This window comes from Blautia massiliensis (ex Durand et al. 2017) (assembly GCF_001487165.1).
Lineage (GTDB): Bacteria > Bacillota > Clostridia > Lachnospirales > Lachnospiraceae > Blautia_A > Blautia_A fusiformis.
Window position 1 is genome coordinate 2,497,328 of sequence record NZ_LN913006.1, and the last position, 13,841, is coordinate 2,511,168.

A 13,841-nucleotide genomic window follows, 5' to 3' on the forward strand; every position below is an offset into this window, starting at 1 on the left:
TATGTTTCTGACCGGTATCTTTTTCTGTTTTTATTTCTCTGTCTCACTAAGAGACTTCTGATACTGGTCAAAATATTTCTGTTTGATTGCCAGATAATCAGACAGTCCATACTGCTCCATCTTTTTCAGATAGGAATCCCATTCTTTATCGATGCCGCCATTCAGGATCCAGTCTGCTTTTTTCTGTTCCGCATACTTCTTGATATCTGTGTCGTACTGAGATACCTTATTGGTATCATCAATACTCATAAATACATTCGGATACACATATTTACTGTTCATATCCTTAAGATATGTTTCATGCATATTGTCGAGACGCCATTTTGCATCTGCCGGCTCTGTTACATATACATCGTAATACTCGTTAAGTATTGCCAACGGTCCGTTTACAGACTGTGCTTCACGAACCTCTACCGGAGATGCATCTCCCAGATCCATATGTTTCAGCATCTGACCACCTTCTGCATTCTCGGACATCTCAAAGATATTAAATGAATCTTTTTCCCCGTAAGTACCCCAGTTATTCTGCGGAGACTGGATCGGTGCATACATCTGATCGATCCATGCTGCTGCCAGTGCCGTATTCCGACAGCTTGTAGTCAGAACGCAACGTCCTCTGTCAAAGCCACTGGTTTCACTGTTATTCTGTCTTGTGATATTTACAAGACCATCCGGACCGGCCAGCGCCGGGAGCATTACATAATCTTCATTGTTATCAATATTTGCAATATCCCAGGTGAAACACAGACCATATCTGTGGTTCTTACCTTTTGCAACATAAGTTGACCATTCCTGGGTAAAAGCCTCCGGATCCACCAGCTTTTCTTCTACCAGCTGATGGAGCCACTGAATACCTTCTTTATAGCCTTCCTGTACAGTTGTATAAATAACGGTTCCATCATCTTTTACTGCAAAATGATCACCGGTGTCACCATATCCTTCTCCGAATCCGTTGATGAGAATTGCAGGATCCTGATCACCATTATTGATGATAAAGGACATCGGGATCACACCACCCTCAATGTTGAATTTCTTTTCCAGTTTATCTGCATTGTCGCGGAAAGCGACCAGAACCTGTTCCAGTTCCTCAGTTGTAGTCGGAACGTCCAGCTTCAGATAATCCAGCCATTTTTTATTAATGTAGGGAATATCTCCAATTGCCTGAATGGCTTCTTTCCCCGCACCAAGCTGCTCGATCCATGGGAAAGAATAAATATGTCCGTCCGGTGCTGTACACATTGTTCTGTATTCCGGGTATTTTTCAAATACAGCCTTAAGATTCGGCATGTATTTATCAATGAGATTTTCTACCGGAATAATGATTCCCTGTTTGGCATAACGAAGAAGATCATAATCACTCATCCCTGCGTTAAAAAGTCCATCCGGAAGATTTCCGAACTGTGCCAGCGCCAGATTTTTTTTGTCATCAAACTGATCCGATACAAAACAGGTCCAGTCAATGTGGACATTGGTCTGCTTTTCCAGTCTTTTAAAAATCGTTCTTTCATTAGGTTCCTGTGTAGATGTTGCAGGTGCACTGGTAATAAAAGACAGCTCTGCTTTTTCTTTCAGAGGAAAGGACACATCTTCCACCGGGATATCCGGATCTGTTTCTGCTTTCATGTGTTCTTTTCCATTTCCACATCCGGCACTGCATACCATTATAATTGCAGAAAGCCCGATTGCCAATAATGCTTTCATTCTTTTTTTCATCATTATCAACCTCCTGTCATCAGCCTTTTACAGAACCAACCATAATGCCCTGGTCAAAATATTTCTGGAAGAATGGATACATGATCAGAAGCGGTAAACTTGATACAATGATCGTAGCATATTTCAGAAGTTCCGCTACCTTTGCCATCTGTGCAGTACTCTGGATATCTGCGATCATTCCGGGCTGCGGTGTATTCTGTACAAGGATGGAACGAAGTACCAGCTGCAATGGCTGCAGTTTCGCATCATTCAAATAAATCATAGCGTCAAAATAACTGTTCCACATTCCTACAAAGGACCACAGTGCAAGCACTGCGATGATCGGTTTGCATACCGGCATCATAATCTTGAAAAAATGCTCGATTTCCGTGGCACCGTCAATGGCAGATGCCTCTCTGAGTTCCTTGGGGATAGACTGATAATAGGTTCTGGCAAGGATCATGTTCCAGACATTAAACGCACCCGGAAGCAGGATTGCCCAGATTGTATTTACCAGATGCAACTGATTGATCAGGATAAAAGTCGGGATCATTCCTCCACCGAAAAACATGGTAATGAGAAAAATAACATTGAAGAAATTTCTTCCCACAAATTCTTTCTTGGACATTGGATATGCTGCCAGCAGAGTTACCAGAACTGAAATAATGGTAAACACCAGGGAATAAAAAAATGAGTTTGCAAAGCCTCTCCAGATCATATTATTTTCAAGAACTCTGCGGTACGCATCGATCGTCCACTTCCGCACATCAAAGCTGATCCCCTGGCTGTTCAGCACATTCGGATCCATAAAGGATGCGATCACAACATATAAAAGCGGAACCAGAATGGAAAGTACAAATGCACCCAGAAGTACGTATCCGATTCCTAAAATGGCTTTATCAGATGCCGAATATTTCTTTTTCTTTGCTTTTGCCATAACAGCACCTCCTATAATCCCTCTCCGTCATTCAGTTTCTTGACTACCCAGTTTACAAAGATCAAAAGAATTACATTGATCACTGAATTAAACAGCCCCACTGCTGTAGAATATCCATAATCTCCATTCAGAAGACCGATTCTGTATACATAAGTAGAAAGAATCTCAGATGCAGGAAGGTTCATATCTGTCTGCAGTGCATATGCTTTTTCAAAACCAATGCTCATAATATTTCCGGCCTGAAGGATAAACTGGATCACAATGATGTTTTTAATAGCCGGAAGCTGTACATACCAGATCTGCTGCAGGATATTTGCACCATCCACCACTGCTGCCTCTTCCAGATCCTTACTTGCATTGGCAAGTGCTGCAGTATACATAATGGATGCCCATCCGGCTGTCTGCCAGATTCCGCTGGCTATGTAAATGGTACGAAATGCTGCCGGCATAGTCATCCAGTTGGCATCGGAACCGATCAGTTTATTCAGCGGACCTACCGGTGAAAGAAACATACGAACCATACCACAGAGTACGATAACGGAAATAAAATTCGGCGCATAGATCAGAAGCTGAATTTTTTTCCTGATCCCAGCTCTCCGGATCTGATTCAGAAGAAGTGCCAGGATGATCGGAATCGGAAATCCCCACAGTAGTCCGTAAATACTCAGTTTCAGAGTGTTCACAAGATAATTCATAAAATCCGGTGATGCCAGAAATCTCCGGAAGTATTCCAGTCCTACCCATTTGCTTCCAAATACACCATCAATGACATTGTAGTCCTCAAAAGCGATCAGTACGCCACCCATGGGCACGTATTTGAAGATGATCGTCAGAAGAAGTGCAGGCAGCAGAAAAAACACATACAGCTGCCAGTTCTTTTTCACATACTGAAGCTTTTCTGCAGCAGTTCTTTTTCCTGCCGGAACAGCTTTCGCAGAACCTTTTTTCATTCTCTTTTCCTCCCTTTTTTGTTCTTTCGTTCTTGTTTAGTAACCGGTAAAGTAACCGGTTACTTTATAATTTGATACTACTATATGACATAGCTTCTGTCAACCTTTTTTGTTAATTTATTCAAGAAAAGTTACCGGTAACTTAACTGGTTATTTTTTTATTGCTATTTAACGTCTGTATTGTTATACTTAATTACATCAATCCAATTATCTTGTACGGTCTGCAGATTTCTCTTATATGATCACATCTGCATTCCGTACCATAACTTTCTGCTGTTAAAAGGAGACTATTTTTTTATGGCTAAAAAACAGGTAACATTTGCCGATATTGCAGAATACACTGGTTTTTCCAAGACTACGATCTCCAGATATTTCAATCATCCGGATTCTCTGACCCTGGAAAATCAGGAAAAGATCGCAAAAGCCCTTGATGAGCTCGGCTACAGAAAAAACAAGCTTGCCAGGGTTCTTGCCAATGGAAAAAGCGAATTTGTAGGGATCATTGTCCCGAACCTTTATCTTCATTATTATTCCGAAATGCTGACACAGCTTCTTCGAAGTTACTCCGATTATCATTACAAATTTCTGGTTTTTGTCAGTGATGGCGGCCCGGAGAAAGAAATGCAGTATCTGGACGAGCTGATGGCTTATAAGATTGAAGGACTTATTGTTCTCAGCCATACTCTTTCCTCTGAAAAACTGGCTTCCTATAATATTCCTGTGATCGCCATTGAACGTGAAGCAGAACATATATGCAGCGTTACAACAGACAATTACATGGGCGGCATGCAGGCTACTTCTCTGCTGATACGTAATCAGTGTGATGTACTGATCCACATCAATGTCCATGTACCTGAGAATATTCCGGCTTATGACCGTATCCGTGCCTTTGAGGAAACATGCCGGGAATATCATGTTCCTTATGAACTGAACCTTAATGTTTCCGGTGATTCCTATCAGGAGCTTTTTGAACAGATGCGTGTGATCTTTCAGGATATTGACAGTAAATATTCCGGTCAGAAAAAAGGCATATTTTTATCCAATGATACTTACGCAAATATATTTCTCAATCTGATCTTCCAGAAATACAACTGTCTGCCGGATGAATATCAGATCATCGGATTCGATAATTCACCCATTGCTGCGGAGTCCATCATTCCGATCACTACTATTGGACAGCAGATTGATGTGATCGCACAGACTACCATGGAACTGCTTGTGGAACAGATGAACGAAATGAAGAAAAGAAAACCGGCACCGCTTCAAAAACCGATCCACAAAAAGATCACTCCGGTTCTGATACGACGACAGACAACCGGAGACTGAAAATACTTACAACATTTTTCCATATTCCATAACAACCCGTATATTCATGTACCGGAAACTTCATGCTATAATTCTGTGGAAAAATGTCAGATAACCATTACCGCCGGGAAATATTTTACAGGTTTCCCGGCATCTATAAATATCTATTCAGGGAGGAAATCATGAAAAAAGATCAGGAAATTTTTCAGGAACGTTTAAACCATCATCACGACGAGCTTCGATGGCTGTACACAGAGCTTTATCACAATGACGATATGTTTGCAGAGCTCTGCGACCAGATGTACCAGTATTTTACAGCACGCCGCCGCGCGCTCAAAAACCGCGACCTGGAAAGAGAAAAAAATCCGGACTGGTTCCGCCAGAAGGATATGCTTGGCATGATGCTCTACATTGACAATTTTGCCGGCAACATCAAGGGAGTTTCTGCCAAGCTTCCATATCTCAAGGAATGCAACGTGAACTGCCTTCATCTAATGCCGTTCCTGGATACCCCGAAGGGCCGTTCCGACGGTGGTTACGCAGTAGCCGACTTCCGCAAAGTCCGCCCGGACCTTGGTACTATGAAGGACCTGGCTGCCCTTGCAGATAAATGCCACAAAAACGGAATGAACCTGTGTATGGATTTTGTTATGAACCACACTTCCGAGGATCATGAGTGGGCCAAAAAAGCACGCCAGGGTGACGGCGAATATATGAGCCGTTACTTCTTCTACAACAACCGTGAGATCCCGGACGAGTACGAAAAGACCGTACCACAGGTATTCCCAACCACTGCTCCGGGGAACTTTACTTGGCTTCCGGATATCGGTCACTATGTCATGACTACCTTTTATCCGTACCAGTGGGATCTGAACTACGGCAATCCCCGTGTTTTCAATGAGATGATGTACAACTTCCTCTTCCTTGCAAACCAGGGAATGGACGTGATCCGTATCGATGCGGTTCCGTATATCTGGAAGGAACTGGGAACTCCTTGCCGTAACCTGAAGCAGGTGCATACGATCGTTCGTATGATGCGTATGATCGCCGAGATCGTCTGCCCAAGTGTCGTACTTCTGGGTGAGGTCGTTATGGAGCCGGAGAAGGTTGTTCCCTATTTCGGAACCGTAGAGAAACCGGAATGCCATATGCTTTACAATGTAACAACCATGGCTACAACCTGGAACAGCATTGCCACTCGTGATATCCGACTTCTGAAAAAACAGATGGATATTGTAAACAGCCTTCCGAAGCAGTACACCTTCCTGAATTATCTCCGCTGCCATGACGATATCGGCTGGGGACTTGATTTCGCCACTCTGAAAGACTGGGGCATGGATGAGCCATCTCATAAGCGTTACCTGAATGATTTCTTTACAGGAAAGCACCCGGGAAGCGACAGCCGCGGAGAGCTCTATAATGATGACCCGGTAACTCAGGATGCTCGTTTCTGCGGAACTACTGCTTCCATGTGCGGGATCGAGGCTGCTCTTTTTGAAAAAGATGACGAGAAGCTGAAAAGGGGTATCCGCGAGGATCTGATGCTTCACGCATATATGCTTACCCAGTCCGGGATCCCGATGCTTTACAGCTCCGATGAAATCGGACGTCTCAATGATTATTCCTATAAAGAGGATCCGGATAAGGCTGCAGATTCCCGCTATATCCACCGTGGTGCTTTCCAGTGGGAGCTTGCCGAAAAAAGAAACTCCAAATCCTCCGTTGAGGGACAGATCTTCCAGACTCTTAGCCGCATGGAGCAGATCCGCAGCCAGGAATCTGTTTTTGATAAGGACTGTGATGTATATACATACGATGTTCATGATGACAGCATTCTCTGCATCCTCCGCCAGAAAGGAAACGAACGTTTCATCGGAATCTTCAATTTCAGTGACAGTGAAAAAACTGCCTGGATGCAGGAGGAAGGAACCTTCCGCGATCTGATCACTGACCAGACACTGGAGCTTAAGGACGTGGAGCTTCCGGCTTATGGATTTATGTGGTGTAAGAGGATGTAACGTAACTGTTGCTCGGTAAATAAAAAAGACGTGGTCTTACGGGTCCACGTCTTTTTATTATGTTATATCTTTATTTTTTATAAGCTGTTCTGGTATTCAGAAATTACTTGCAGAGCTCCTCTGCCATTGCATCGATCTCTGCCACATTCTCATCGCTGAGGGAGGACATGATCTTTACATTGTTCTCAAGCCATGTGATATTTTTACTCTTCTCGAACATTCCTTTCATGACTTTAGCTGCAGTCGGTGCCCAGCTTCCGTTCTCAATGAGGCCGATGGTGCGGTTCTGGTAATTACGCTCTGTCAGGTTCTCGATGAATGTACGCATAAACGGGAATGCTTCTCCGTTGTATGTAATGCTGGCCAGTACCAGCTTGCCGTAGCGGAAAGCATCCTCCACTGCCTCTGCCATGTCTTCTCTTGCAAGATCGCAGACAACAACCTTCGGGCAGCCCTTTTCCTCCAGCTTCTGTGCAAGAAGCTCTGCTGCTTTCTTTGTATGTCCGTATACAGATGTGTAGGCGATCATTACTCCTTCACTCTCTACTTTATAAGAAGACCAGATATCATATTTCTCCAAATAATGTCCAAGATTTTCGGTAAGGATCGGTCCGTGAAGCGGGCAGATGGTCTGGATATCAAGAGTTGCTGCTGCCTTGAGAAGCTTCTGTACCTGCGGACCGTATTTTCCGACGATTCCGATATAGTAGCGACGTGCTTCGCAGTCCCAGTCCTCTTCTACATCAAGAGCTCCGAATTTGCCAAAGCCGTCTGCGGAAAACAGAACTTTGTCTGTGCTGTCATATGTAACCATAACCTCCGGCCAGTGAACCATCGGTGCAAATACAAAGGTAAGGACGTGTTTTCCAAGTGTCAGGATGTCACCGTTGGCTACAATATGTTTCTTTCCTTCCAGATCCATTCCACGGAAGAAATTCTCCATCATGGTAAAGGTCTTTGTGTTGGCAACAACAGTTGTATCCGGGTATGCTTTCATGAAATTCTCAATATTTGCTGCATGGTCCGGCTCCATATGCTGGACTACAAGATAATCCGGTTTCGCACCATCCAGAACCTCTGCAACTTTTCCCAGCCACTCTTCTGTGAAGCCGGCATCTACAGTGTCCATAACTGCGATCTTCTCATCTTTGATCACATAGGAGTTGTAGGACATTCCGTTTGGCACTACATACTGTCCCTCAAACAGGTCTACCTGATGATCGTTTACTCCTACATAATAAATATCATTTCCGATTTTCATTGTATTGAGTTCCTCCTTGGTCTGCTGTATTTTATATTTCCAATATTTCTGAAAATACTTTCTTATTGCTCTCATTTATTATATCATTGTTCGTACTGAAATCAATGTAGAATCTATAAATAAAAACAAACCTCTGCGCCTGGTAAAAGAACTATTTTCCCCTCTTTACAAACCTATTCCAACATAGTATTGTATACCTTGGATGAAGGAATTTTTTATAATTTTTATGAGGTAAACTATGTGTGAAAATGAAAAAAAGAAAACGTCTTCCATTGAGATGACCTCCGGCTCTCTCTGGAAAAATATCCTCCTCTTTAGCCTTCCCCTGATGGGGTCCCAGGTGTTGGAGGTTCTTTTTAATTTAAGTGATGTTGCGGTTGTAGGGCGATTTGCAGATTACATGGCACTTGGAGCTGTGGGTTCCACAACTCTGCTGGTCACTTTATTTACCGGAATCCTGATCGGCATGGGCGCCGGAGTCAATGTTCGTGTAGCACACGAGCTGGGTGCCGAAAACAGAAAAGGTACCGAAGAAACGATTCATACATCTCTTCTTCTCTGTGCCATCGCAGGACTTCTGGTCTGTGTCGTCTGTCTTCTGTTTTCCGGACAGATGCTGTCCATGATGAATACGAAACCGGAGCTGATGGACCAGGCTGTTTTATATATGAAGATTTATGCTCTGGGTATGCCGGCCATGGCTGTATACAATTTCGGTAACGGCGTATTAAGTGCCCGCGGCGATACGAAGCGACCGCTGATCTATCTTTCCATTGCCGGAGTGATCAACGTTCTTCTGAACCTGTTTTTCGTTATCGTCTGTCATATGGCCGCCGCAGGTGTGGCAACTGCCAGCGCGATCGCACTGTATATCTCCGCAGCGCTGGTAATGATCCACCTCCTTCGGAGAAAAGACGAATGCAGGGTATCCCTGCGTAAGCTCCGTCTTCACCCGAAGGCCTGTAAAGCAGTACTGCTTCTTGGTATTCCCACAGGTCTGCAGAATGGGATTTTTGCCATTGCAAATCTGTTCGTACAGGCCGGTGTCAACTCCTTCGATGCAGTCACGGTTTCCGGAAATGCCGCTGCCGCAAATGCAGACTCTCTGATCTACAACGTCATGTTTGCTTTCTATACTGCATGCGCAAGCTTCATCGGTCAGAACTGGGGTGCCGGAAATAAAAAACGTATGCTGAAAACTTATGGGATCAGCCTTACCTATGCCTTCATCGCAGGCGCGATCCTTGGTGGACTGCTTCTTGTTTTCGGTCCGCAGTTTCTGTCACTGTTTGCCACAGAACCGGCAGTCATCGATGCCGGCATGGAGAGGATCCGGATCATGGGCTTCAGCTATGCCTTCAGCTGTTTTATGGATTGCAGTATCGCCGCTTCCCGTGGCATCGGAAAAAGTATCCCACCGACCATCATCATCATTCTGGGATCCTGTGTATTCCGTGTCATCTGGTTCTATACGGTGTTCGCACACTTCCAAACCATTTCCTCACTTTATCTCCTGTATATTTTCTCATGGGGAATTACAGGCTTTGCGGAGGTTCTGTTCTTTGCTGTAAGCTTCCGGAAAATTCGGACCTGATACTTCAAATATATAGCGCCAGACGAAGCATTGATCTGGCGCTTTTTATATCTTTCTCGCGTTTTATGTACATTTGTCTTTACAAGGCGGACATAATTGTATATAATTATCCTGTTGTGCTTTTACGCGATGCAGTAATACCGGCTTAGAACGATCCGCCCTTTACACTGGATCGTTGCTTTGCGGCTCAGCATTTTTTTAGCACACTCACACAATAGGAAAGAGGAAACTAGTTATGAAAAAACTGATTCAAAAATGGAACAGCATCAACCTGATCAAGCGCATCATCTGTGGTCTGATCGTTGGTATCATTCTCGGACTTGCGATCCCTCAGGCATCTGTGATCTCCATTCTCGGTGATCTGTTCGTCGGTGCTCTTCGTGGAATTGCTCCGCTTCTGGTGTTCTTCCTGGTAATGAGCTCTCTGTGCCACATGGGAAAAGGCCAGAAAACAAACATGAAATTCGTTGTTGTACTTTATCTTCTGGGAAATATACTCTCAGCACTGGCAGCTGTGATCTCCAGCCGCCTGTTCCCGATCATGCTGACTTTTTCCGAAAGTACAAATACTTCCGACGTCACTCCGCCAAGCGGTGTTGCAGAGGTCCTCAAAAACCTTCTGATGAACATTGTTTCCAACCCGGTTGACGCACTTGTCAACGCCAACTATATCGGTATCCTTGCATGGGCCATCATCTTCGGTATCGCACTGAAGGCCGCAAGTGAAACTACCAAGACTGTCATCGAAAACATTTCCGATGCAACCTCCACAGCCGTAAGATGGATCATCAGCCTTGCTCCATTTGGTATCATGGGCCTGATCTTCACAACCATCTCCGAGCAGGGACTTAGTGTACTGTTAAGCTATGGCCGTCTGATCTGTGTACTGGTGGGAACCATGCTCTTTGTCGCACTGGTGATCAACCCGATCATTACTTTCATCTGCACACGCCGGAATCCATATCCGCTGGTTCTGCGCTGCCTGAAGGACAGTGGTATCACAGCATTCTTCACAAGAAGCTCTGCCGCCAACATTCCGGTAAACATGGAGCTGTGCAAGGATCTCGGACTTGATGAGGATACCTACTCCATCTCCATCCCTCTTGGTGCGACCATCAACATGGGTGGTGCAGCGATCACCATTTCCATCATGGCTCTGGCAGCTGCACATACACTCGGTATCAGCGTAGACTTCCCGACCGCTCTGATCCTCTGCATCCTGGCTGCTGCAAGTGCGGCTGGTGCTTCCGGAGTTGCCGGCGGTTCTCTTCTTCTGATCCCGATGGCCTGCAGCCTTTTCGGAATCCCCAATGATGTTGCCATGCAGGTAGTTGGTGTCGGTTTCATCGTAGGCGTGATCCAGGATTCCTGTGAGACAGCACTGAACTCTTCCACAGACGTACTTTACACAGCATGCGCCTGCAGGATCAGAAAGAATAAATGATCACACTTATAAACCGTCAGGCGGATATTCGTAATTGAAACAGGGAACTCCCTTGATTCGGTTAAAAAGAGCAGATCTTCCGTATTTGGAAAATCTGCTCCTTTTTTGGCTTAACAATATCTGCCCCATATAAAATTATCCGTAATCGGTAAATAAAACATCCTCTACATTCGAAAAAGCTTCCAGTTCTCTCCCATCTGCACAGCCAGATATACGATTTCAAAGATCACAGCTACAGATCCAAGCTTAAAAAGCAGGGAATCCACAAAGCCTCCTGCCTTACAGAAATCCAGCGCAATGCCGCCCGGCAGCGGATACAGGATCCGTACCCGTTTCCGGTTAAAGCAGTCCAGCACCAGATGTGATGCGAATCCAACCACAAAATAAAGGACCAGCTTCACGGACACCATGGATATGGCTGCACTTAAAATGGCCATAGCCATGATCGAATGCATAAATGACCGGTGCGGCTGATTTTTTCCAAAGGCGCAGACTGCAATAAAAATAATAACTCCCATGGCAACCGGCGCCATAGACTGGTTATTGCGGACCTTTTCCCAGATAGAAAAATCATAAAAATAATTCAATGCGATCTCTGCTGCCACAAGCAGTACCGCGATCAGCGTGATCCGGTTCGCATCCTTATGGGATTTGGAGGTTCCTACATCAATGTCGCTGATCAATGCTCCAAGCATTCCTGTTCCTGCCGCAAGTACCAGACCGGAAACCGTAGAGGGCTGTGTAACTGCCAGCACTGTTCCGAGTCCGACTGCCGCGTGTGTTTTTCCTGTCATAATTCTCCCCTTATTGTAAAAAATCTTCCGTTATTCAGGATTATCCACTGCTACAGATCAGACACTCTCTTCTGATCTTCTGCATATATAAATGTATCACTTTATCATTTACCGCAGATCTAAAAATACAATAAGGCAGCTGTCAGCCTTACCTTTTACTGACAGCTGCCTCCACGAAACAGCATTATATCACATAAAAAATTACGATTCTATCTAAAATCTTTCTACTTTCTTTCACGTCCCGTTTAAATGGAATATGTCTCTTGGATCTCTCTTTTAATCAGACCAGTTCATACGTCCGTAGCGAAGTGCAATACCTTGGATCTCTTTCTGAAGCTTCACAGTCAGCTCCCTTTTGCGGATCCTCCACTTCCAGTTCTTTCCTACTGTGGAAGGCTGGTTCATTCTGCAGCTGTTATCCAGGCCCATATAATCCTGCATAGGGATCACACAGAGCTTTGCACTGCTTCTCATAACCAGGCTGATAAAGCATTTATGCAGCTCTTTATCCGGTGTATAGTTATCACAGAGATAATCCCTGGCAAGCTTACGCTCTTTTGCCATAATGCTCTTCCACCATCCGGCGATGGTCTCATTATCATGGGTTCCTGTGTATGCCACACTGTTCTCCGGATAGTTGTGCGGAAGATAATCGTTGGCACAACCGGAATCTCTGGAATCAAACGCAAACTCCAGGACCTTCATTCCCGGGAATCCACTGTCATGGACAAGCTGACGCACGGAATCTGTCACATAGCCAAGATCCTCCGCAATGACCTGCTTCCAGCCAAGGGCCTGCTCCACTTTGCGGAACAAATCGATCCCGGGACCTTTTTCCCAGTGACCGCCAATGGCATTTTCTGCACCGTATGGAATGGAAAAATACTCGTCAAAGCCACGGAAATGATCGATCCTTACCACGTCATAAAGGCGGAATACGTAGCTCAGTCTGGAAATCCACCACTGATATCCTGTATTTCTGTGGTAATCCCAGCGGTACAGTGGATTTCCCCAAAGCTGTCCTGTTGCGGAAAAACCGTCCGGCGGGCATCCGGCTACAGCCACCGGCACATTCTCCTCATCCAGCTGGAAAAGTTCCGGATGAGCCCAGGTATCTGCACTGTCCATAGCTACATAGATCGGGATATCTCCGATGATCTGAATGCCTTTTTCGTTGGCATATTTTTTCAGTTTCATCCACTGCTCATAGAATTTGAACTGCATATACTGCTGGAATTCAATATCAAAATATAATTCTCTGCGATAGTAGTCCATGGCATTTGCCCAGCGAAGGCGGATATCCTCTGCCCATTTTGTCCACTCAACACCGCCGAACTGATCCTTTACTGCCATAAAAAGTGCATAGTCGGAAAGCCACCAGCTGTTTTCTGCAACAAATTTCTGATAATCCGGATTCTCGCTGATGTTGCTGTTTTCGTAAGCTTTGCGGAGAAGCTTGTAACGGCCTTTGTAGATTTTTTCATAGTCTACGCTGTCTGCTCTTCTTCCCCAGCTGACCTTATCACAGTCCTCCTTTGTAAGGACGCCTTCCTCCACCAGTGCCTTCAGGCTGATAAAATACGGATTTCCCGCAAAAGTGGAGAAGGACTGGTACGGAGAATCTCCGTAACTGGTAGGTCCCAGCGGGAGGATCTGCCAGTAGCTCTGTCCCGCTTCCTTCAGCCAGTCCACAAAATCATAGGCACTCTTTGAAAAACATCCGATGCCGTACTCTGACGGCAGGCTTGTGATCGGCATCAAAATGCCGGCTGCTCTTTTATCCATATCTTTTCTCTCCTTATGTTGAGCCCTGCATCTCAGAGCATCTTATCTATTATCCTCTCAC

At 45.0% G+C, this 13,841-nt stretch carries 9 protein-coding genes and 1 pseudogene; 4 read left to right on the top strand and 6 right to left on the bottom strand.

Annotated elements, in window-relative coordinates:
* Window positions 1-30 precede the first annotated feature (30 nt).
* The 3 genes from BN3261_RS12400 to BN3261_RS12410 form a co-directional block, all read right to left on the bottom strand.
* Window positions 31-1,662: a type 2 periplasmic-binding domain-containing protein gene (locus BN3261_RS12400; protein WP_412667932.1), complete on the bottom strand. Its 1,632-nt coding sequence runs from the start codon at window positions 1,660-1,662 to the stop codon at window positions 31-33.
* A gap of 70 nt (window positions 1,663-1,732) precedes the next feature.
* A complete protein-coding gene (locus tag BN3261_RS12405; RefSeq protein ID WP_015526648.1) occupies window positions 1,733-2,629 on the bottom strand; it encodes a carbohydrate ABC transporter permease in 897 nt (298 codons plus the stop codon).
* Window positions 2,630-2,640: 11 nt separating this feature from the next.
* Complete coding sequence (locus BN3261_RS12410) at window positions 2,641-3,579, bottom strand: ABC transporter permease (RefSeq protein WP_015526649.1); 939 nt, start codon at window positions 3,577-3,579, stop codon at window positions 2,641-2,643.
* A 297-nt stretch (window positions 3,580-3,876) separates the two neighbouring features.
* On the opposite strand from BN3261_RS12410, the gene BN3261_RS12415 reads away from it, so the two are divergent.
* Both BN3261_RS12415 and BN3261_RS12420 read left to right on the top strand, forming a co-directional pair.
* Window positions 3,877-4,905 carry a LacI family DNA-binding transcriptional regulator gene (locus BN3261_RS12415; protein WP_059086410.1) on the top strand — a complete coding sequence of 343 codons (1,029 nt, stop codon included), beginning with the start codon at window positions 3,877-3,879 and terminating at the stop codon, window positions 4,903-4,905.
* Window positions 4,906-5,066: 161 nt separating this feature from the next.
* Window positions 5,067-6,902, top strand: coding sequence for an amylosucrase (locus BN3261_RS12420; protein WP_059086411.1), 1,836 nt, complete (start codon window positions 5,067-5,069; stop codon window positions 6,900-6,902).
* A 106-nt stretch (window positions 6,903-7,008) separates the two neighbouring features.
* Here the strand turns inward: BN3261_RS12420 and BN3261_RS12425 are convergent.
* A pseudogene (locus BN3261_RS12425) lies at window positions 7,009-8,163 on the bottom strand (FprA family A-type flavoprotein); the annotation flags it as partial.
* A gap of 238 nt (window positions 8,164-8,401) precedes the next feature.
* Between BN3261_RS12425 and BN3261_RS12430 the strand changes: the two are divergent.
* Window positions 8,402-9,757, top strand: a complete 1,356-nt coding sequence (locus BN3261_RS12430) for an MATE family efflux transporter (RefSeq protein ID WP_059086413.1) — start codon at window positions 8,402-8,404, stop codon at window positions 9,755-9,757.
* Window positions 9,758-9,992: 235 nt separating this feature from the next.
* Window positions 9,993-11,201 carry a serine/threonine transporter SstT gene (gene sstT / locus BN3261_RS12435; protein WP_059086414.1) on the top strand — a complete coding sequence of 403 codons (1,209 nt, stop codon included), beginning with the start codon at window positions 9,993-9,995 and terminating at the stop codon, window positions 11,199-11,201.
* Between the two features lie 164 nt (window positions 11,202-11,365).
* Here the strand turns inward: sstT and BN3261_RS12440 are convergent, their stop codons facing one another.
* Together BN3261_RS12440 and malQ are read right to left on the bottom strand one after the other, a co-directional pair.
* Window positions 11,366-11,995, bottom strand: a complete 630-nt coding sequence (locus BN3261_RS12440) for a metal-dependent hydrolase (protein ID WP_059086415.1) — start codon at window positions 11,993-11,995, stop codon at window positions 11,366-11,368.
* A gap of 276 nt (window positions 11,996-12,271) precedes the next feature.
* A complete protein-coding gene (gene malQ, locus BN3261_RS12445) occupies window positions 12,272-13,780 on the bottom strand; it encodes a 4-alpha-glucanotransferase (RefSeq protein WP_015526658.1) in 1,509 nt (502 codons plus the stop codon).
* Between the last annotated feature and the right edge of the window lie 61 nt (window positions 13,781-13,841).

Coding starts and splice junctions, on each gene's coding strand:
- BN3261_RS12400 (WP_412667932.1), bottom strand. CDS start 1,662: ATGGTATGCAGTGCCGGATGTGGAAATGGAAAAGAACACATGAAAGCA.
- BN3261_RS12405 (WP_015526648.1), bottom strand. CDS start 2,629: ATGGCAAAAGCAAAGAAAAAGAAATATTCGGCATCTGATAAAGCCATT.
- BN3261_RS12410 (WP_015526649.1), bottom strand. CDS start 3,579: ATGAAAAAAGGTTCTGCGAAAGCTGTTCCGGCAGGAAAAAGAACTGCT.
- BN3261_RS12415 (WP_059086410.1), top strand. CDS start 3,877: ATGGCTAAAAAACAGGTAACATTTGCCGATATTGCAGAATACACTGGT.
- BN3261_RS12420 (WP_059086411.1), top strand. CDS start 5,067: ATGAAAAAAGATCAGGAAATTTTTCAGGAACGTTTAAACCATCATCAC.
- BN3261_RS12430 (WP_059086413.1), top strand. CDS start 8,402: ATGTGTGAAAATGAAAAAAAGAAAACGTCTTCCATTGAGATGACCTCC.
- sstT (WP_059086414.1), top strand. CDS start 9,993: ATGAAAAAACTGATTCAAAAATGGAACAGCATCAACCTGATCAAGCGC.
- BN3261_RS12440 (WP_059086415.1), bottom strand. CDS start 11,995: ATGACAGGAAAAACACACGCGGCAGTCGGACTCGGAACAGTGCTGGCA.
- malQ (WP_015526658.1), bottom strand. CDS start 13,780: ATGGATAAAAGAGCAGCCGGCATTTTGATGCCGATCACAAGCCTGCCG.